Annotated in this window: 15 protein-coding genes; 1 reads left to right on the top strand and 14 read right to left on the bottom strand. The window is 40.9% G+C overall.

The annotated features are described in order from the left end of the window. Positions 1 to 85: 85 nt before the first annotated feature. From recJ to BV372_RS38420, 4 genes are all read right to left on the bottom strand, one after another. The gene (recJ, locus tag BV372_RS22215; protein ID WP_086688670.1) at positions 86 to 2,173 is read right to left on the bottom strand and encodes a single-stranded-DNA-specific exonuclease RecJ; all 2,088 of its coding nucleotides are present in this window, start codon (positions 2,171 to 2,173) and stop codon (positions 86 to 88) included. Positions 2,174 to 2,273: 100 nt separating this feature from the next. Beyond that, a complete protein-coding gene (locus BV372_RS22210) occupies positions 2,274 to 2,699 on the bottom strand; it encodes a hypothetical protein (RefSeq protein ID WP_086688669.1) in 426 nt (141 codons plus the stop codon). A gap of 226 nt (positions 2,700 to 2,925) precedes the next feature. Further along, positions 2,926 to 3,135, bottom strand: a complete 210-nt coding sequence (locus BV372_RS22205; RefSeq protein ID WP_086688668.1) for a hypothetical protein — start codon at positions 3,133 to 3,135, stop codon at positions 2,926 to 2,928. Continuing rightward, on the bottom strand, positions 3,116 to 3,268 hold the full coding sequence (locus BV372_RS38420; RefSeq protein ID WP_373270800.1) for a hypothetical protein: 153 nt from the start codon (positions 3,266 to 3,268) through the stop codon (positions 3,116 to 3,118). The genes BV372_RS22205 and BV372_RS38420 overlap by 20 nt, the downstream gene beginning before the upstream one ends. A gap of 335 nt (positions 3,269 to 3,603) precedes the next feature. Here BV372_RS38420 and BV372_RS22195 point away from each other — a divergent pair, with 335 nt between their 5' ends. After that, positions 3,604 to 7,155: a GAF domain-containing protein gene (locus tag BV372_RS22195; RefSeq protein WP_086688666.1), complete on the top strand. Its 3,552-nt coding sequence runs from the start codon at positions 3,604 to 3,606 to the stop codon at positions 7,153 to 7,155. A gap of 109 nt (positions 7,156 to 7,264) precedes the next feature. On the opposite strand, the gene pstB is transcribed toward BV372_RS22195, so the two are convergent. The 10 genes from pstB to BV372_RS22145 all read right to left on the bottom strand — a co-directional run bounded on the left by pstB (position 7,265) and on the right by BV372_RS22145 (position 20,714). Beyond that, the gene (gene pstB / locus BV372_RS22190; protein WP_086688665.1) at positions 7,265 to 8,098 is read right to left on the bottom strand and encodes a phosphate ABC transporter ATP-binding protein PstB; all 834 of its coding nucleotides are present in this window, start codon (positions 8,096 to 8,098) and stop codon (positions 7,265 to 7,267) included. A gap of 68 nt (positions 8,099 to 8,166) precedes the next feature. Continuing rightward, on the bottom strand, positions 8,167 to 9,063 hold the full coding sequence (pstA, locus tag BV372_RS22185; RefSeq protein WP_086688664.1) for a phosphate ABC transporter permease PstA: 897 nt from the start codon (positions 9,061 to 9,063) through the stop codon (positions 8,167 to 8,169). A 5-nt stretch (positions 9,064 to 9,068) separates the two neighbouring features. Further along, positions 9,069 to 10,010: a phosphate ABC transporter permease subunit PstC gene (gene pstC, locus BV372_RS22180; RefSeq protein ID WP_086688663.1), complete on the bottom strand. Its 942-nt coding sequence runs from the start codon at positions 10,008 to 10,010 to the stop codon at positions 9,069 to 9,071. A gap of 182 nt (positions 10,011 to 10,192) precedes the next feature. Next, positions 10,193 to 11,146: a PstS family phosphate ABC transporter substrate-binding protein gene (locus BV372_RS22175; RefSeq protein ID WP_373270799.1), complete on the bottom strand. Its 954-nt coding sequence runs from the start codon at positions 11,144 to 11,146 to the stop codon at positions 10,193 to 10,195. A 108-nt stretch (positions 11,147 to 11,254) separates the two neighbouring features. Next, complete coding sequence (locus BV372_RS22170; protein ID WP_086688661.1) at positions 11,255 to 12,412, bottom strand: sulfate ABC transporter substrate-binding protein; 1,158 nt, start codon at positions 12,410 to 12,412, stop codon at positions 11,255 to 11,257. Between the two features lie 240 nt (positions 12,413 to 12,652). Next, positions 12,653 to 14,491 (bottom strand): APC family permease, encoded by a 1,839-nt coding sequence (locus BV372_RS22165; RefSeq protein ID WP_086688715.1) that lies wholly within the window; start codon positions 14,489 to 14,491, stop codon positions 12,653 to 12,655. Positions 14,492 to 14,850: 359 nt separating this feature from the next. Next, positions 14,851 to 16,104, bottom strand: coding sequence for an exonuclease subunit SbcD (sbcD, locus tag BV372_RS22160; RefSeq protein WP_086688660.1), 1,254 nt, complete (start codon positions 16,102 to 16,104; stop codon positions 14,851 to 14,853). A 123-nt stretch (positions 16,105 to 16,227) separates the two neighbouring features. After that, positions 16,228 to 16,953 carry a phosphoadenosine phosphosulfate reductase gene (gene cysH, locus BV372_RS22155; protein WP_086688659.1) on the bottom strand — a complete coding sequence of 242 codons (726 nt, stop codon included), beginning with the start codon at positions 16,951 to 16,953 and terminating at the stop codon, positions 16,228 to 16,230. Between the two features lie 559 nt (positions 16,954 to 17,512). Beyond that, positions 17,513 to 19,792: a GAF domain-containing protein gene (locus BV372_RS22150; RefSeq protein WP_086688658.1), complete on the bottom strand. Its 2,280-nt coding sequence runs from the start codon at positions 19,790 to 19,792 to the stop codon at positions 17,513 to 17,515. A 364-nt stretch (positions 19,793 to 20,156) separates the two neighbouring features. Then, positions 20,157 to 20,714: a Uma2 family endonuclease gene (locus BV372_RS22145; protein WP_086688657.1), complete on the bottom strand. Its 558-nt coding sequence runs from the start codon at positions 20,712 to 20,714 to the stop codon at positions 20,157 to 20,159. Positions 20,715 to 20,856: the final 142 nt, after the last annotated feature.

The following is a 20,856-nucleotide window of genomic DNA, read 5'->3' as shown; positions in this document are numbered from 1 at the left end:
AGTGAAAAGTACTGAGTATTAAGTGAAAAGTGCTGAGTTGTAGAACATTATTAAGATTCCCAACTCCAACTTAGTAATTGAAAACTCAGGACTCAGAACTCAGCACTGATAATGCTTGAAGCGCAGCTTGGATAATGCTGTCGTATTGTGGTTGACAAACATCAACCTCTTTGGCGTCTTCACGACTATTGCCTAGTAAGCCAATTGTTTGTCCTGGTTGCATAACTAAGACTTTGCCTTCAGGATTTTTAATTCTTAATTCTGGTAACGAACCCTGTTGAAAGATACCACAACTATATTGACGCTGCTTGTACTCAAAAGTGGTTCTTAAAGGACGAGGTGGCGAGGTAAAAAATAGATGAGATTGTGTTGTAAGTCTCACGCCTATTAATTCCATCTCAATGTTGGTATTACCATTAAAATTATTTTCTCGCAGTTTATAAGCAACATCGACTCGCAATGGTAGGGGATAGTAGTCGCGCCAACGCCAAGCGATCGCCTTAATTTTATACTGTTGACGATCGATAGTTTGGGCAAGTGTGAGTTTGATGTGACCTTTGCCAACTATTTGTTGCTCAACTACTTGAACATTAGGTGTCCAGAAGACCGGATCGGGGTTGTCGATACCGCAGGGATGCAAAGTATTTAGCTGCTGATAAAGCTGGTGATTAATTTCACTAAAATTTACCTGGGTATCAATTTTGAGTAGTGGCTTGAGGTGCTGGGGTTCGAGACATTGATTGGCAAACTCAATCAAACGCGATCGCAATGCCGATAAATTCTGCGCTGGTAAAGAATATCCCCCGGCTGCTTTGTGTCCACCATATTTACCTAACAACTCGTGACAAGCCTGCAAACCTTCAAACACATTAAACTCTGGAATTCCTCTTGCTGAACCGCGAATATGTGCTTCATCCTCATAAGTGCCAATAAACACAGGCACACCGTAGCGTTCTACCAAACGGGAAGCGACAATTCCAATTACACCATGATGCCAGTTTGGTTGGACAACAACTAATACCCGGTCTTGCTGGAGTGAGGCGACAAATTCAGTTTCAACATAAGCGATCGCTTCTTGTTCAATTTGCTCACACATTTCCTGGCGTTGCTGGTTCACACCTTCGCACTGCATTGCTCTCTCCAGCGCTATCCCCATATCATCTGTAGTTAGCAGATCAATCACAATCTGAGGATCGCCAATCCGACCAATCGCATTAATTCTTGGCCCCAGCCGAAACCCAATATCCTCTGGCTTTAGGGATTTTGGATTTTGGATTTTGGATTTTGGATTGCTCCCCAGATCCCCATCCCTTGCTTGTACTCCAGCTATCTGAATCAACGCCTGTATCCCAGGTAAATGAGACTTAGGTAAATGCTGTAAACCACGTTTTACCCAACGGCGGTTCACCCCAGTTAGGGGAGCTAAATCTGCGATCGTTCCTAATGTAAATAGTGCTAGCATCGGCTGGATTAAGCCTCTAGTCTCCCCTAGTTGTTGTGCTAGAGACACCGCCAAAATATAAGCCACACCCACACCCGCAACACCTCGGTAAGGCGAAGATTCAGCGATCAGTTTGGGGTTGAGAATAGCATTAGCTTCTGGTAATACTTGAGGAATGTCGTGGTGGTCGGTGACAATTACCTTTAAACCTAGTTCTCTGGCTCTGGCAATTGGTTCAACTGCGGAGATACCATTATCGACAGTCAGAATTAACCCAACGCCTTCGCTGTGGAATTCTTCTACAATCCGTTTATTAATGCCATAACCATCATGCATCCGGCTAGGGATAGCATAATCAACTTTAGCCCCTAAAGCGCGCAGACTGCGCAACAGTAAAGCGGTGCTAGTCATTCCATCAGCATCGTAGTCACCGCAAATAGCAATTTTTTCTTCAGAGGCGATCGCATTTTGCAGTAACTCCACGCTGATTGCCAAATCAGGAAATTCTTCTAATGGCGCAGGTAAGATTAAAGATTCTGGTTCTAAAAATGTTTGTGCTGCTTCTAGGGTTTCGATACCCCGGTTAATTAGCAGTTGACTAACAATAGGTGAGATATTACTCGCTACAGCCAGCTTTTGGGCAAATTCTGCTCTTTGTGGGTAAATTTGCCAACGCTGATTAGGTAAGCGCCTACGAGGTTTTGCGGTTTCAGGGCGAACGACATCTAGCACAATAAAAGTTATGAGTTAGAAATTATGAATGCAAAGTTTTTGCCTAACTCATAACTAATAGCGTCAAAGCGATCGCTTTGACGCTAACTTTTGCTAACTTTTAATACACATTTACATGACCGTCAGTCAGCATATGCAGAGAGCGATCGCCTGGGTTGCGTTTACCAGGACGAAGTTCTACGTGTAAAGTCCCAAAGTTGGGTTTGGAAATAATTGCTTGTAGCGGCAATCCCATTTCATCCCAGAACACAAGAGAAATATTTGGCTGTGTCTCATCACCTTGCACAAATTGTAATTCCTGTCCTGGTCGTAGGGGAATGGGGTCAGTTCCTTGGACTTTCTCTAATTTTACCAAACCTAATGTTCTATTTATTACTTCCAAGCGGATAGATTGACCGGGAGTAAATTGAATTGGACGTGGACCACACTTAGAGGCGCAAGTTCCTGCCAGTGTGGCACTAGGATGATTAGTTGATGTTATAAGAATGGTAACGGTGGCTAAGACAACTGGCAGTAGTTTAGACATAACACCCAGTATAAGTACTTGATTAAAATCCTACTCCAGGAAAGTACGATCAAGCCTCAGCAGATTTTCCGGAATTAGATTTGAATTTTGAACCTTGGATTGGCAATTCTATAAAAATCCAGTTTAATTTTTGAAAAAATGACTTACTAAGCGTATTGTAGGCATTGGCTTCCCTACGTATATTTCAAATAGATTAAATTTCTTTTTCTAGTTACAACGCGATTGATTAGATCGCTTCTCCCTTGCTCTCCAGTTTTCTTTTCAGAATCTCTTCCATTTCCCTCAAATCCTCGTCAGTTTGAGGAAAGCGATATTTTGGGCTGTTGGGATCTCCCCGTTTGATCAGAGCCTCGATGGCCTCATCATCATCCCGATGAACCAAAATATAAGCTCTCATCTCTTGACGAGTCATTCTGCTAAAATCCGGTTTCGTCATCGTTAAACCTCCATTGACCATCGGGAAAAATCAGGATTTCCAGGTTTTCAGACATACCAGCCAGTATAAAAACTGTCTTGGTATTCTGGTTGTACCGAAATACATGGATAGGCTGATATCCATTTGAGAGCATCTGGCATACTCTGACGCACGCAAGAGCCTGTTCGGCAGTAGGCATATGCTGTTATCTGTATGATAGCGAGTATTACCATACCGTAAAAGACGTACTATGCCGACTTTAAGTGATTAAAGTTTCTTTGCTTGAGTCATTTTATAAGCTGCAAAATCTTTGTATAGTTTCGTTATTTATCTTCCATTGCGAGGATAAATAAATAAACGGGAAATATAGAAATAACCATCTTCTCAAAAATAGTAGGACACTGGAAAAATTTTGCAGTGTTTCATCTATCACCCTAGAGAAGTTTGGCGGAAAGCATCTTTTTAAGAAAATTCCCATAAATAAGAGCAATGGAACTCAATTCGACTTCTACGGAAAATCAACTTTTATTGTCAAGCGCTCAACTGCAAGAACAACTAGAGCAACAAAAAGCCCTGGCGAATGTAATTGTGCGAATTCGGGAGTCTCTTGACTTAGAAACGATTTTTCAAACTACCGTTACAGCTGTGCTGCAATTGCTGAATGCTGACCGAGTAGCAGTCTTTCAGTTTAAGCAGGACAAAGACTGGGAAGGAGAATTTGTTTGTGAGGATGTTGTCCTTGGTTGGGACTCGGTAATGGCACTGAAAATCCACGATCACTGCTTTGCAGAACAATTTGCTGCTGAGTATCAACAAGGTCTAGTGCAGGCTGTTGGCAATATTTATGAGGCAGAACTAAGCGATTCTCATGTAGAAATTTTGCGTAAAATGCAGGTATGCGCCAACCTCGTTGTGCCTTTGTTAAGGGAGAAGGAACTGTGGGGATTGCTTTGCATTCATCAGTGCCGTGAGGCTCGCAACTGGAAAGAATCGGAAATTGAGTTTATTCGCCAAATTGCTAACCATCTCACAGTTGCCATTCAACAAGCGAAGCTTTTCCATGAAGCTCGATTACAAGCTGCAAAATTAGCACAAGCAGCCCAGCGCGATCGCGTAATTGCTCAGATTGTTGATAAAATTCGTTCCCCCCTGGATATTGAAAGTATCTTTGCAACAACGACTCAAGAAATACGCAACCTGCTGCAAGCCGACCGAGTTGCAATCTTTCGCTTCAATGGCGATTGGACTGGTAACTTTGTCGCTGAATCACTTGCTGAAGGTTGGACTCCCTTAGTTAATGTTCAGCCTGCGATCGCAGATACTTATTTACAGCAAAATCAAGGGGGACGCTACGTTAATAATCAGACATTTACAGCCAATGACATTTATCAAGCTGGATTAACAGACTGTCACGTGAATCTGTTGGAGCAATTTCAAGCAAAAGCTTTTGCCACGGCTCCCATTCTTCAAGGAGACAAACTGTGGGGAATCATTGCAGCCTACCAAAATTCTTCACCCAGACAGTGGCAATCCTATGAAATTGAATCACTAACCAAAATCGGTACACAAATTGGTGTAGCATTGCGACATCATCAGTTGTTAGCAAAAGCTAAGTACCAAGCAGAGCAACAAAAAACATTAACTGGCGTAATTACTCGCATTCACGAGTCTCTGGATTTAGATAAAATCTTCCAAACTACAGTCACAGAAGTGCGACAAATGCTGCAAGCTGACCGGGTTGCAGTCTTCCAATTCGACCGTCAAAAAGACTGGGAAGGAGAATTTATTTCCGAGGATGTTGTACCTAGCTGGGACTCGGTAATAGGAGCAAAAGTCTCCGACCAATATTTTAAGGAACAGTTTGCAGGTGATGACCAACAAGGAAGAGTACAAGTAGTTGCAGATATCTCTGATGCTGAATTAAATGAATCTTATGCTGCGATTTGGGAAAAATTTCAAGTGCGGGCACATCTGGTAGTCTCTTTGCTAAAACGAGGGAATTTATGGGGCTTTTTGTGTGTGCATCAATGCAGCAATCCTCGAATTTGGCAAGCTAATGAAATTGAATTTATTAGCCAAATAGCAGAGAACTTGGGAGTTGTCCTCCAACACAACAAACTTTTAGCAGAAGCACGTTACCAGACAGAGCAACAAAAGACATTAACTGGTGTCATTGCGCGAATTCGTGAGTCTTTAGATTTAGACACAATTTTTCAAACATCTGTCACCGAAGTTAGGCAACTACTTAAAGCAAACCGAGTGGCGGTCTTTCGCTTTGACCCGCAAACAGACTGGGAAGGAGAATTTGTCTATGAAGATGTCGCTCCCGACTGGAAGTCTGCAATAGCAGAAAAAGTTTATGACCACTGCTTTAGTGAAAGCTTTGCACACTTTTACGCGCAAGGTCGAGTAAATGCGATCGCTGATATTTATCAAAGAAAGTTTCAAGGCTGTTATATCCAAATACTAGAAAGATTTCAAGTGCGTGCAAATATGGTCGCACCTCTGTTAAAAAACGGCGAACTTTGGGGATTACTTTGTATTCATCAATGTGATGCACCCCGTCACTGGCAACCTTCTGAAATTGAATTTCTCAGCCAAATAGCCGAGCAGTTAGGAGTTGCATTAAAACAGGATTCTTATTTAAAACAATTTCAAATGCAGGCTGTCCAGTTAGCAGAAGCTACCGAGCGAGAAAAAGCAATGGAACGCCAAGAACTGCTAGCTGCAACTATTGATAAAATTCGCCAATCACTTGATATTAAAACTATTTTTAAAACTACTACTCAAGCTGTGCGAGAGTTGCTTGAAGTTGAGCGCGTAGCTATCTACCGTTTTAACCCAGATTGGAGTGGTAAATTTGTGGCAGATTCCTTCAAAGATGGTTGGAAACCAGTGGCACAAGTCCAACCAATGCTGATAGAAAATTTTGAAGGTACAGATGACGATAACGAACTGCCGCGCAATGAAACATTTGTTCCCATCCGACAAGGTGAACAATTATGGGGATTATTAGTTGCTTATCAAAATTCGCAACCGCGCTATTGGAAAGATGAAGAAATCAATTTATTGGCTCAAGTTGGTGTGCAATTAGGAATTGCTATTCAGCAAGGAGAATTACTCGAACGAACTAAACGTCAAACCTTAGAACTTACGCAAGCTTTACAAGAATTAAAACAAACTCAGTCGCGGTTAATTCAGGGCGAAAAAATGGCTGGCTTAGGGCAACTAATTGCCGGAGTTGCTCATGAAATCAACAATCCTGTCAGTTTTATTTTTGGTAATCTTATACATTTAAATGAATATACTCAAGAACTGCTGAAGGTAGTAAAACTTTACCGTCAAAATGACGCTTTATTTCCAGATATTCAAAAACAAATTAATAAAACTGAGTTGGACTTTATTATCAAAGATTTACCCAAAACTATTGAATCGATGAATGTGGGAACAGAGCGGATTCATCAGATTGTACTATCATTGCGAAACTTTTCTCGTACAGATGAGGCTGAATTAAAGGCAGTAGACATTCATGAAGGATTAGATAGTACTTTACTGATTTTAGGACATAGATTTAAAAATAATCGAGAGCGCCCAGCTATTGAAATTGTTAAAGAATATGCTGCCTTACCTTTAGTTGAATGCTATCCTGCACAACTAAATCAAGTAGTGATGAATATCCTAAGTAACAGCGTTGATGCTTTAGAAGAAAAGTATAAAACTGTACAAGAAAAGTATTTGAAATCATCAAAAACTCGCCCAGAAATTCCCTTAACTATCTGGATTAATACGCAGATAGTTAATCATCAAATTGTCATTAGAATAGCTGATAATGGTCTTGGAATTCCAGAAGAAGTGCGATCGCACATTTTTGAACCCTTCTTTACCACCAAAGAGCTAGGTAAAGGTACAGGATTAGGTTTATCTATCAGCTATCAAATAATAGTCGAAAAACATCACGGTCAAATTCGATGTTCCTCCAAATTAGGGGAGGGAACAGAGTTTGTGATTGAAATTCCGACAAAACCTTTGCATCACAGCTAATCAACGCTTTAAATGCCCAAATAAAATTGTGTATTTTCGTGTTTGGTAGTTCAGAGTCCAGAGTAAAACTTGACTGTTGACTCTGGACAACTCTCATGAGTAAGTATACTTAACCGAAGCGTCCACTAATATATTCCTCAGCTTCTTGAGTCTGAGGAGAAGAGAACATTTCCCTTGTTGGACTAAATTCAACCAATTTACCGCGACGTTTGCCATGTTCGTCAATTTCGGTATTGAAAAAAGCTGTCCAATCTGCAATCCGCGAAGCTTGCTGCATATTATGAGTCACCGTAATAATGGTGTATTGTTGCTTGAGTTCTAAGCAGAGTTCTTCGACTTGACGAGTAGAAATCGGGTCAAGAGCCGAGCATGGTTCATCCATTAATAATACATCTGGCTTCATGGCGATCGCTCTGGCAATGCAAAGCCGTTGCTGTTGTCCGCCAGATAATGCCGTACCCTTCTCTTTGAGTTTATCTTTGACTTCATCCCAAATAGCGGCGCGTCTTAAGGAATCTTCGACTAATTCATCTAGGTTACCTTTATAACCGTTAGAACGCGGGCCAAAGGCAATATTTTCGTATATTGACTTCGGAAATGGGTTTGGTCTTTGAAAAACCATTCCGACTTGCCGTCGTAATTTTACTGAATTAACTTTGGGGTCGTAAATATTGCGATCGCGGTAATTTAGCCTACCCTCTACCTTCGCTCCAGTAATTAAATCATTCATGCGGTTGAAGCAACGTAGCAAAGTACTTTTACCACATCCTGAAGGGCCAATAAAAGCTGTAATTTGTTTTTCAGGAATTTTCAAGTACACATCTAAAAGTGCTAAAAATCCACCATAGTAAACCTTAACACCTTCAACATCAAATACCGCATTATTCTCTTGGTTAAGTGTGCCTTGATTATTCAGTTGACTTCTACGATTATTGAAAGTCATCTTACCTAGCTCCTAGATATCATTTAAATGCCGGGAAAATCTATTAACTATTGAATTTGCTCTGTTATCTAACGATAGAAGCGTTGCCGAATATAAATTGCTACACCGTTGAGAACTAAAATCAAGATCAGCAATGCAATAATTGTTGCTGCTGCTGCATTAGCAAAACCAGGTTCTGGACGAGTTATGTAACTGTAAATTTGAATAGGCAAAGCCATAAATCTCTGGAACAAACCAGGATTAAAGGTCAGAAAACCGACAGCGCCGACAACAATTAAAGACGCTGCATCACCAATGGCACGGGATACAGAAATAATTACTCCAGTTAGAATACCAGGAACAGCATAGGGTACGACATGATTACTAATAGTTCGCCATTTGGTAACACCTAAGCCGTAAGAAGCATTTCTAATAGAATCAGGAACTGCGCGAATTGCTTCTCTAGATGTCACAATAATTACTGGTAAAGATAGCAAAGATAAAGTCAATGCTCCAGAAATTAATGCCGGACCAAAACCTAACAAATAATTAAAAACTCCTAAACCCAGCAATCCGTAGACAATAGAAGGTACTCCCGCCAAATTGCTGATATTTATCTCAATAATTGCTGTCCACCAAGCTCTAGGTGCATATTCTTCCAGATATAAAGCTGCGCCAACACCAATTGGTACAGTAACACAAATGACAACAAGTCCTAAAAGAATGCTACTGATAATAGCTGGACGAATACCACCATCTTCAGGGAAACGAGAAGGAGTTTCTGTTAAAAATCCGGGTGTCAAAAATCTCCCTAGTCCGTCTCTTAAAATATCAAAGAGTAGCAACGCTAGGACAAATACACCAATCAGTAACCCTAACAAAAAAAGTACTTCAAATACTTTTCCTAACTTCTCTCTACTCTCAACATTATCAGTAAATTCTGTTGCCGGATTCAAAGAATCATCTTGTCGATAAGCTGTAGCCATGTTTATTACTCGTACTTTTCTTTAAAGCGATTAGAAATCCAGTAACTAACAATATTTAGAACTAAGGTGAGTAGAAACAAAACAGCGCCTACAGCATATAAGGTTTGGAAATTAATGCTACCACGCGGGCTATCTCCCCCAGAAATTTGCGCCATGTAAGCTGTCATCGTTTCAACTGATTCTGCAAAATTAATAGTTAGTTTTGGCTGTTGTCCGGCGGCGATAATCACAGTCATTGTTTCACCCACAGCGCGAGAAGTACCCAAAATAATCGAGGCGATAATTCCAGACAGTGCTGCTGGGAGAACTACTTTAAAAATCGTTTCCAGTTTAGTAATACCTAAAGCGGAAGCTCCCTCACGTAATGAACGTGGAACTGCGCGAATCGCATCTAAGCTGATAGAACCAACAGTTGGAGTAATCATTACTCCCATCATTAACCCTGCACTTAAGGCATTGAAAATTTCCAGCGGGAAAAAATTTCGTAATAAAGGTGTGACAAATAACAGTGCAAAATAACCATAGACTACCGTTGGTATCCCTGCCAAAAGTTCCACCGCTGGGCGTAAAATTGCTGCTACTTTAGGTTGAGCATACTCACCTAGATAAATAGCAGAAGATAAACCTAAAGGAATAGCAACTGCCATCGCAATCGCTGTAGTTAAGAAAGTCCCATTAATTAAGGGCCATATGCCAAAATGTTTCTCTGCAAATAAAGGTGTCCATTTAGTATCTAGAAAAAATTGTGCAAAGGAAACTTCTTTGAAAAAGGCGAATGTCTCCTTAAAGATAATGACAACGATACCAAAGGTAGTAAATACAGACACCAAAGCACAAGCAAATAAAATTCCCGCAACAATATTTTCTTGGATATCTTCAGATGCATTTTTCTCTAGTGACTGCCTGGGTATTTGAAAAGAATCGTTTGAAAAATTTGAATTTTGCATAATACAGTTCAGTTTTGACTAGTAAAAAAAGGCAGGATATAGATGGCAGAAAGTGAGAAGAAGAGAGTTTTGATGTAGCGCTTATCGCAGTTTATAAATTCAAGGACTTGTAACTTTGTAGAGAAAGTATGAAAGCTTGATAGTTAACACTTTTCTTATACCTTCCTTCTGCTCTCTGCCTTTTAAATAAAGTTTGTAATCGGCTCACCTGGTTTAGCTTTTTTGAACTTTGTGCCAGTTTCACCAGTAGCGAATTTTCGTTTTACCTTGACATAAGCTTCATCAGGTAGTGCTACATAACCAACGCTATCTACCCACTTCCAAGAATTTTCTAGATAAAAATCTACAAACTCTTTAACTGCTGGCTTGCTATCTAAGGATTTTTTACTGACATAGATGAACAGTGGACGAGACAAAGGTGTGTAGATATTTTTGATTACATTATCCACAGGAACTGGTTTTTCACACTTTCCTTTGGGACTTTCTACAGCAACTAAATTGAGTTTGTCTTGGTTTTGAATGTAGTAAGATATCCCTACATAACCCAAGGCTGATGCATCACCTGCTACCCCTTGCACCAACAGGTTTTGATTATGACTAGGAGTGTAGTCTGTACGGCCATTCTTAGCTTTGCCAGTAACAGCTTGAGTCATATAATCAAACGTTCCTGTATCAGAAGCCGGAGCATACAGCTTCATTTTTTGTTTAGGAAAGTTGGGATTAACTTGATTCCAATTTAGTATTTTGCCGTCTGATTTAGCACTCCAAATCTTTTTGAGTTCATCAATAGTTAGGCATTTAGCAAAGTTATTTTGACGGTTGGCGATGACAGCAATTCCATCTAAAGCTATAGGTAACTCGACAAATTCAATCTTCTTAGTTTTACATTTTTTGATCTCTTCATCTCGAATGGTACGAGAAGCGCCAACAATATCGATATCGCCAGCACAAAACTTACTGATTCCTCCACCAGTACCACTTGAGGCGACACTAACTTGTGCTTCAGGTTTTGACTTTTCGTATTCTTCTGCAACTGCTAGAGAAATCGGAAACCCTACCGCTGCACCGTCAATACTCACCTGACTTTTCAGTTGTTGTCCGCTATTACAGCCAGTAATATTGCTGGCAATGAGCATTAAAAAGGTTAGAAAAAAGCTACCCTTAAATTGGCTACGAAAGCTCATAACTTATCAATGGAGATAAAGTGATTGCAATTAGATTAGATCGGGCGAAAAAGTGAGAGTTTATGCTTTTTTAGCAGCTTGAATCTTGTCAAAAATTGCCCCATCTCCAAAAAACTTTTTCTGAATATTATCCCAGCCACCTAAATCTTGAGACGTAAATAAAGTTTGGACTGAGGGATATTGCGATGCTACTTCTTGGGTAACAGTAGGGTTGACTGGACGATATCCTAATTTAGCAAATTCTTGCTGGGCTTCTGTTGAGTAAAGAAAATCCACAAACGCTTCTGCAACTTCTCTTGTACCATGTTTATCGACGTTTTTATCAACGATGGCTACAGGATTATCGATGGAAATGTTTATTTGCGGTATAACGTAAGGCAGTTTTGAGCCATTTTTTTCTGCCAAAATCATCTCGTTTTCGTAGTTAATTAAAACATCTCCCTGATTTTGTTGGAAAAACAAATCGCTAGCTTCACGAGCGTCTTTTGTTAGCACAGGGGCATTTTGATATACTTTGGTGAGATAATCTAATGCTGTCGCTTCGTCACCTCCAGTTAGACTTACCGAACCCCAAAAAGCTAAAAATTCCCAAATAGCAATACCGGAAGTTTTTGGGTTAGCCGCAATCAATTTCACGCCATCTTTTGCCAAGTCTTGCCAATTATTAATGTTTTTGGGATTGCCTTCGCGGGTAACAATTGCAGCAACCGATCTACTAACAATACCACTTCTGGGAGATTTAATTTCCCAACCTGATTTAATCAAACCTGCTTGCTGAATTTTGTTGACATCCAGAGGCAGTGCGAGGTGTACTATATCTGCCTCTTGAGAACCAGCAATCACAGCATTTGCTTGCGCGCCGGAACCTCCATAGCTTTGCTCAAAAGTGACATTTTGGTTATGTTCTTGCTGCCACTTTTGCACAAATTTGGGAATTATTTGGTCATGGGCGGCTTTGGTAACTGAAAAGGAAACCAGCCTCAGCTTTATATCAGATTTACTAGCTGTACTGCTTCCAGAACACGCAGCAACTACTATACTTAAAAGAGTAGCTACTAGAAACAGACACACAAAGCTTTGTAGAGAGCGTCCATTTAACCAACTTCTAATTTTTTGTTGGTAATAAAATTGCATAGCTTGCCAAATTTCCACGACATAAACTCGCATTCGCTCAATTAGATCCGTACTTAATTGTGTCGGATGTTGCGATTTACTCATGTGCAATCACCCCTTAATCTACGGTATTTTGAGCCAAATACCGTAATTAAAAAAAATTATACGATATATAGAACAAAAGTTCTCATCTGGCTTCATTTTTGTTTACTTAAGTGAACAATCGATGATTCAGCAATTGCTACGAATCCTAAAATTACGAAGTTATTAAAAAAAACCGAGTTTTTACTGCTATAAAGCAGAGAAACTCGGTTGCATTCATTCACAATTTTATGAAAAATTCTGTTATAGGTAATACCTAACAGTAGAGACAACTCGACTTTTTTTAGCCCTTAAAGCTGTCTTTAAGAATAAGGTTGTTTGGTTGTGCAAAAGACCTTCCCACCAGTTGCGAGTTACAAAAGCAGGAATAATGATAGTTGTAAAAACATCTGGATGATGCTCTTCAAACTGACTGACAAAATCCACAAGTGGTTCTATTACAGAACGGTAGGGTGAATCGATAATTTCTAGAGGAATATCTGATTCTAAATTACGCCATTTTTCTTGCAGTTTCTCTCTATCTGTAGAACTATTTATATCTACATGTACTGCTACAATTTCATCGGCGATGGTGCGTGCATAGTCCAAAGCTTCTACTGTTCCTCGGTTAAGTTGTCCTACTACTACTACCGCTGGATGGGTAACCATTGCTGGTTTAGGTCGAGGAATATAACTGCGAGGCGCTATACCCTGAATACTCAGACGTTCGGCTACGTATTCATAGTGACGGCGAATCGTTAAGAATAAAGCCACTACTAAAGGTATGGCTACTACCACTAACCAAGCGCCTAAGAGAAACTTAGTTGAAATAATTACTCCCAGTACAACAGCTGTAGCAATGGCTCCCAACCCATTCATGAGCGCGCTAGCGCGCCAATTTGATTCTCGTGATTGAAACCAGTGACGCACCATCCCAGCTTGAGAGAGGGTAAAGGAAGTAAATACACCGACTGCATACAGGGGAATAACGGCGTTCACTTGCCCTTTAAAGATAATTACTAAAATCCCAGCACAGATACTTAGGAGAATAATACCGTTGGAGTAGACTAAGCGATCGCCTAATAGCGATAATTGTCGCGGCAAAAAGCCATCTCGCGCCAAAAAGTAGCAAAGTCTGGGGAAATCTGCATAGCTGGTGTTTGCTGCTAACAGCAAAACTAACAGGGTGACAATTTGGACAAAATAGTACAATGGTCCATTCCCCAAAATCTCTCTACCTAAAAGAGAAACTACTGTTTGTCCCTCTTCTGGCACAAGATGATACATATTGGATAGATAAGTGATGCCAATAAACATCAGCCCCAGAATAACGCCCAAGTAAAGCAATGTGAGGCGGGCATTTTTCCACTCTGGTTCCTTAAATGCCAAGACACCATCAGATATAGCTTCCACTCCGGTAAGTGCTGTACAGCCAGCTGAAAAGGCTCGCAAAATGAAAAACAAACTCAGTCCTTCCTTGACAGGAATGGGGGGATAGTCTGCTACTACTTCCCCGGTAGCGTGTTTGAACAAACCAATAGCAATCAGTACAAAAATACTGGCAATAAACGCATAGGTAGGAATCATAAATATTCTGCCTGATTCCTTAACGCCTCTGAGATTTGCCAGCATTAACAAGAAAATGAAAATTAAGCACAGGCTGACTGTGAAAGGTCGGAGTGCTGGAACTGCTGATGTCAGAGCTGCTGTACCCGCAGATATACTGACTGTAACTGTCAAAATATAGTCAATCATCAGCGAACCACCTGCCACTAGACCTGGATAAATACCAAGGTTTTCTCTAGCAACAATGTAGGAACCACCGCCTTTGGGATAAGCGCGAATAGTTTGTCGATAGGAAAGCACAACTATGCCCAGCAGGATGATAATCGCTATAGCAATAGGTAGAGACAAACCCAAAGCACCACTTCCCGCTGCTACTAGAATCAGCAGAATTTCTTCTGTAGCATAAGCAACTGAGGAGAGCGCATCTGAGGATAGCACTGCTAAAGCAGCAGCGTTACTCAATCGCTCTTCACTATGAGCGCTGGTTGGTAATGATTTACCGAGTAAAAATTGTTTTATCTGTGGGTAGAGGGACATACTAAGTCCACCTGAAAAAGGTTTGTACTCCCGCTCAATTGAATACATCCTGGAACTTCTTGCAGAAGTTGGCTTAAGAGAAAGCGGGAAGGGTGAAAGGGAGAGAATTTTCCTTTTCTTTTTAACCTTTACCCTATCTCCAGCTTTGACAAAAGTACCTTTTGCAAGAGGACTACTAAAATACTGAGCAAGGAATATAGCAATTTTGGCAGATTCCTAACCCCTTAACCTTAAATTTTGCTCTATAGCTAACTGAGGGCTTGGGGACTTCTACCATTTTGGCTACACTCTTCGCCAAAACAACTGATTTTATATTGCCCGTGTCTAACTCTTATAATTAACAAATAATTCGGAGAATGCTACTCATGAGTTGCTCCTTCCAGCCAGACTTCTACATCGTCTGCAAGTAGCCTCTGTGCAGCTTCTAACATTGTTCCGGCGATGTCTTTCAGGTCTTCGCGATTACTTAAGTAAGTTTTTAATGCTTCTAGTGGGTCAATGCTACTACTGGCCGTTAATTCGGGAATCCGGGGTCTAGCCAATTGACTCAGTAATTCTGGTTGAATGGTGTAGGTGTGAGCGGAACTTAACGCACTATGCAGCGAGGAATTATCAATTAAATCTAACTGTTCGGAGCGGAGTTTATAGATTAACCGGACTACAGTATTTTGAATATCATGTTTAGCGATCGCTTTAATTAATGCGGCTTGCGGATCTTCTGCTTTTGATAAATCTACCTCAATTGTCCGGAAAGTCCGCACAGGTAAAGGACAAAACTCCCAACTAGCCTTACCCCTCTCCAGTTCAATCATCACATAACCTTTATCTTCCTTTTCTTCGCTAAAATCCACCCGCTCAATGCTTCCTGGATAAATCACTGGTGGGTCGTTAGATTTATTCAGATTTTGGTGGCGGTGGACATGTCCCAGAGCTACATAATCAAAACAAGGACGTGTCAACAAAGATAGGGGTAGAGTAAAACCTTTACCTACTGCTAAAAAGCGTTCGGCTCCCAAAGCAGCATTATCAGCCATCAAATGAGCCAACAGCACAGTTGGTACATCGGGGTCAAGACGGCGAATTTCGCCTTCCAAGACAACTTGTAGACGTTCAGTTAACAGTTGGTTGACTTCTGCTAGCGACAAACTTTCAGTTTCTTGGCGAGTCATCAACGTCGAACGGGTCAGCCAAGGAAGGGTAATAACTTGAACTTTACCATTGCGAGTTTGAATGCGGTGAGTAGTTACCGTATCCCCTACAAGAAACCCCCGCACTCCTAAGGTGCGGTAAATACATAAACTCGCTCCCCCCAATCCTTGGGAATGTTGGTCATGATTTCCTACCAACAAGACTGTGGGAATATTGCCATCTACAAGACGGCGAAATTGGCTAGCAAAAGCTTCTTGCACATAAGGTGGTGGAGTCGCATCTGGAAAGGCATCACCACCAAATATGACTAAATCCACATTATCTGCGATCGCTCGGTCAATACATCTTGATAATGTACTGACAAAATCCTCCAATCGTGTGTTTAATCCTGTTGCTGGATTAATACGTCCGTGGGAGAAGCCGCTCCCCATATGGATATCAGAAAGATGAAGGATTTTAATCATATTGATCCTTTGTTCTTAATCATTTGTCCTTTGTCTAAATATTAATGACAAATGACAAAGAGCAAAGTCTCAGCTGAGGTTTCCTCAGCTGAGACTTTGTAACAGAGGACAAATGACAAATTATTAAATATGAATTCCACATTCAGTTTTGCCAGTTCCCCGCCAGCGTCCAGCGCGTTCGTCTTCACCTTCACCGACTTTGGTGGTGATGGGTTCATCGCCAATGCTGGGATAGCCTTGGTCGTGCAAGGGGTTGTAAATTACTCCATGTTCAGCCACATAAACCCAGCTTTTTTGACGTGTCCAGTTAGCTAAGGGATTAACTTTCAAGCGCTCCTTGCCATCCAATTCAAAGATAGGCATATTAGCACGGGTAACGGCTTGGTCACGGCGACGACCGGTAATCCAAGCGATGGTGTTGAGTTCGTCTAAACCCCGTTGCAAAGGTTCAATTTTGGTAATGTGGTGGAATTTGGTAATATCTCTATCCCAGAGTGCTTCGCCGTATTTGGCAGTAAACGCTTCGCGGCTATCTACGTCTGGAGTCTTGTAGGTTTTTAAATCCAAGTTATAAATTTCTTTAGTCTTAGCAACTAGTTCTAGGCTTTGGGGGAAGTGGTACAGAGTATCAAGAAAGATAACCGGAACTGGATGCTTCAGTTCACTATAAAGAATATGAGTAATTATCATGTCATCCACGTTAAAGGCGCTGGTTTGCACCAGTCCCGTGGGGATATTTTCTATAGACCAGGCCAGTATCTCTTTAGGAGTAGCAGTTTCAAACTGTTGATTTAACTCTTCTAAATCAAAATTGCTTGTTTGGTTTTTAGAGACCGTGGAGACTGTCATGATAATTTTCTAGCTAAATGGTTCTTTAACTTCAACAAAATTCATTTTACCTCATATATGCACATCCAAAGGCACACAACTCGCTAGGGTATGAGGGATTTATAAATTTATTTACTGTAACGATTGATACATAAATACGTGTATATATGGTTGACGCGATCAAAGCTGCATAGAAAGAGTTAATGAATCCTGACAGATTATAAAATTTAAGTAGTTCAGCAAGCTCATCTATAAGTAAATACCACAGCGTTTACTAAGAAAGATTACGGAATTTTAATTTTTACCGTATTTATATGGATATACAATACTGATATTGATATTCTTAATGAATCCTTAACTTTGGGGGATTCTAATAAAATGAATAATTCAAAAACTTCAGGTTCTTTGGGTGTATCTATATTTATGGGCGCGCTCATAATGTTGACAAGCGCTGGGATCATCACCATCATGAGCGCGTTTTAAGAAAATAACAGCAAATTTTAGCAAATAAAGTTTACAAAGCCCCACTGCAATAATGAGAGGGGCTTTTACATTTTGTTATCTAGAGGATAGATAGCGGCTATTCTTGGCTACTGAATAGATTTCTCATTTCAAAGGTCTCAGGCTGGTCAGCAAGTTTCATCGCTGCTGCATCCTGGTAAGAAAAATTCCGTAACGATAGCATCATTGAGTTGATGCGTTCAGCTTGTAGTTTCATTGATAACAGGATTTTAGGTAGCTTGTTGAGCAAAAAATCCAAATTGATCGCTTCTGCGTGATAGCTAATTTCACCGTTGGGGTGAGGATAGTACAACTGATACAGGCGCAAAAGTTCTAGCAGTTGTTGGATGCTATCGCTGATGTCAGATAGATTGGTGGAGATAAAGTTAACAGGGTTTTTGATTTCGTGTGCTACGCCCAGTGCCCATAGCCCTAAGCTGGACATTTTTTCACTTTTGATAAGTTGTGCCTGGGTGTTTTTGATTTGTTCGAGAGCTTGGGCTAGCTGTTCAGCTTGCGCTGTGGCAGCAGATTCAGCAGCACGGCTGTTTTCGTATAGTTGTGCGTGCTGAATGGCAAGCACGGCTTCATCTGCTAGATGCTGCAACAAATCCATTTCTGCATCCTGCCAATTTCTCGGAGCAAAACATTCATGGGCGATGATTAATCCCCATAATTGCGTACCCATCCTAATTGGGACAATTAAATTTGCTTTGATCTGAAGACTTTGCAAAAACTCTCGATGGCAGAAAGTCAAATCTTCTGAAGCTGTATTGTTAATCGCCCGCACTCTTCCCCGCAAGTAAAGACGGGCAGATTCTTCGGGAAAGCATTCCAATGGCGTTTTCATCCCTAAAATAGGACGCAAGTTGCTGTCTGCATCTTCAACAACTACTTCACCTCCTAACTGACCGAGAATCTTGTAAATTACCACCCGGTCTGTTTTGAGCAGTTTCCGCACTTCCTGCACGAGAGTTTGCAAGGTGAGCTTGTAGTCTAGATTGCTACGGATTTGATCGGAAACTTGCTTAACTATCCTGGTTAGCTCTAAAGATTGCTGTAATTGAGCTGTACGCTCTTCTACTAAACGTTCTAGATTAGCATTCAGCGCCCGTACCTGTTGGTACATCTGCTGTTGCTGAATTGCCATCGCAAATTGATCCGCTAGAGCTCGCCCCATTGAGATTTCTTCAGGCTTCCACTCAGGCGCTTGACCCTTTTTTTGTTCTAGCCAAGCCGTAAATGAAAGCTGGGGTAGCTTTTGTTGTTCATTGCGATCGCGTTGCCCTGCCCACAAGATTTCGCTGTCAAATTCAGAGCGAAAAATACTTAAAACACCAATAAAAGTTTGACGGTAATTGAGAGGAATTAGCAACATACCGCGAATCCGGGTTGACTGGAAAACGGGAGCGAGTTCTTCCCAATGAGGTTCTTTGTAGAGGTCGGTAATTGCCCAGAGGTTACCTGTTTTACACTCAGCTATCCAGTCTTGCCACAGGGAATGCTGTTCCATGACACTGTTTGCTTGTCCTTGTGTTAGTGTCGGTTGTTCGCCCCAAGTGTATAATTCTGTACTCTGCTCAATGTAAAGTCTGCCACCGATACCATCCAAGGCTGCAATAGTTGCTTCTAGTGCTGTTTGAAATTGGATTGTGGGTAGGGCATGTAACAGGGTGGTAACACGGTTGATGATAGCTTCTCGCTGTTGCTCCGCACGAGCTTGGCTGAGTAGGTAACTTTGAGCGATCGCAACTGATATTTGATCGGCTACTTGCTGCACTAATTGCAGTTCTTGTTTCTCAACTGTGCGCGGTGTACTGTGGTGGGATACTAACAATCCCCACAGCCGGGGTTTTGCTGATTGCTCTTTCGGGTCGTGATGTAAAATTGGCACCACTAGCGAAGACTGCACACCCATTGCCGTTAGGTATTGAATATGGCAAGAGTCTACTGCTCGATAGTAGAGATTTTCATGACTAAGAGATTTGCCAGTTTCGGGACTGTCTAATGGCGATAGTCCAATCCGCCCACTAGCAACATTCACTATTGAACGTTGACGCGCCCACAAAAACATATCTCGCGCTTCTTGGGGAATATCAGTTGCCGGGAAGTGCAGCCCGATCAGTGATGGTAGACGCTGTTGGTGTATAGATTCAGCCACGACTTCTCCACTGCCATCGCTGTCAAATTGATACACCATTACCCGATCTGTGCCCAAAAATGCACGAATTTCTGCAACGCTAGTCGTTAATATCTCTTTGAGTTCGAGTGATTGCCTAATTCGGGTTGTTATTCTATGTAGTAAACTTTCTTCGGCAATTCTTGTTTCTAAATCACGTGAGTACTCAGTAAATTCCATCCAGTATTGATACCCTTCTTAAATGTATAAAAAGGTAGATGCTATTAAACGTGTATGATTGGTAAAGCCTGCTAATTATCTAAACTTAGATTATATGCTTGGATATTTTCGCACATTATAAAAATTTATAAGCAGTATGAATAAAGTTTATTAGTAAAAAATATGTCGTAATTTTGTGTGAATCTGCCAAGTCTCGAAGTGTGGCAATTTAGGCTACTGTAACTATTGATTTTGAGGCGATCGCACAGTGATAAAGCTAACTTAGGTTACTAAAGCGTAAACTAATGTATCGCTTATATTATCAAAGCCTAATAATTAGGCGATCACTCACGTCAAGAGCAGCGAAGCCTTTATTTCAAAATCTTTATGGAATTCCTGCTTGTTGAAAAAGTTGTTGCGGTGTAATTTGTAGCCATTCAAAAAGAGAATCTTCTAAACTATCTTCACCACTTTTTGTTTGAGGTCGTGCATCAGGATAAAAAATAGTGACTGTTTTAGCTCTTGCATCCACAACCCAAACTCTCATCACACCTGCATCGAGATAATCTGTGGCTTTTGCGGTCATTTCGCCAAAGCTTTGGTCGGGAGAGATAATTTCAATGGCTAAGTCTGGAGGTATGGGACAAGGTTCATCTTCGATTAGCTTACTTGGAAGCCGAGAATAGGATACATAGAGTAAGTCTGGTACGGGCACCCAGTCGCGACCCTTACGGTTTAAAGTAACTGCCCAATCGATACCAACCTCACCACGATTTTGAATTTTCTGTGATAAAAGTATGTAGATTGCACCTCTTACACAAGAATGAAATCTTTTTGGTAACATTTTGGGTTTTGCTTCGCCATCAACTAATTCGTAAGTGATATCCTCTTTTGCTAGTGCCAAGAATTCTTGTAGTGTAATTTGAGATTTAACTTGAGTCATAGCGATCGCGTCTCCTGTGACTCTATTTTGAGCTAGTTTAACTAAGCTATCACCAATTACAAATTTTCAACGCTTATCAAGCTTAGGGAACTCCAAGAAATAAATTATGCGACAAGTGGGGGCACGGCACCGATAAAATATT

Source organism: Nostoc sp. T09 (assembly GCF_002154695.1).
Lineage (GTDB): Bacteria > Cyanobacteriota > Cyanobacteriia > Cyanobacteriales > Nostocaceae > Aulosira.
The sequence above is the reverse complement of the archived record's forward strand: the minus strand, read 5'-3'. Positions and strand labels throughout refer to the sequence as shown.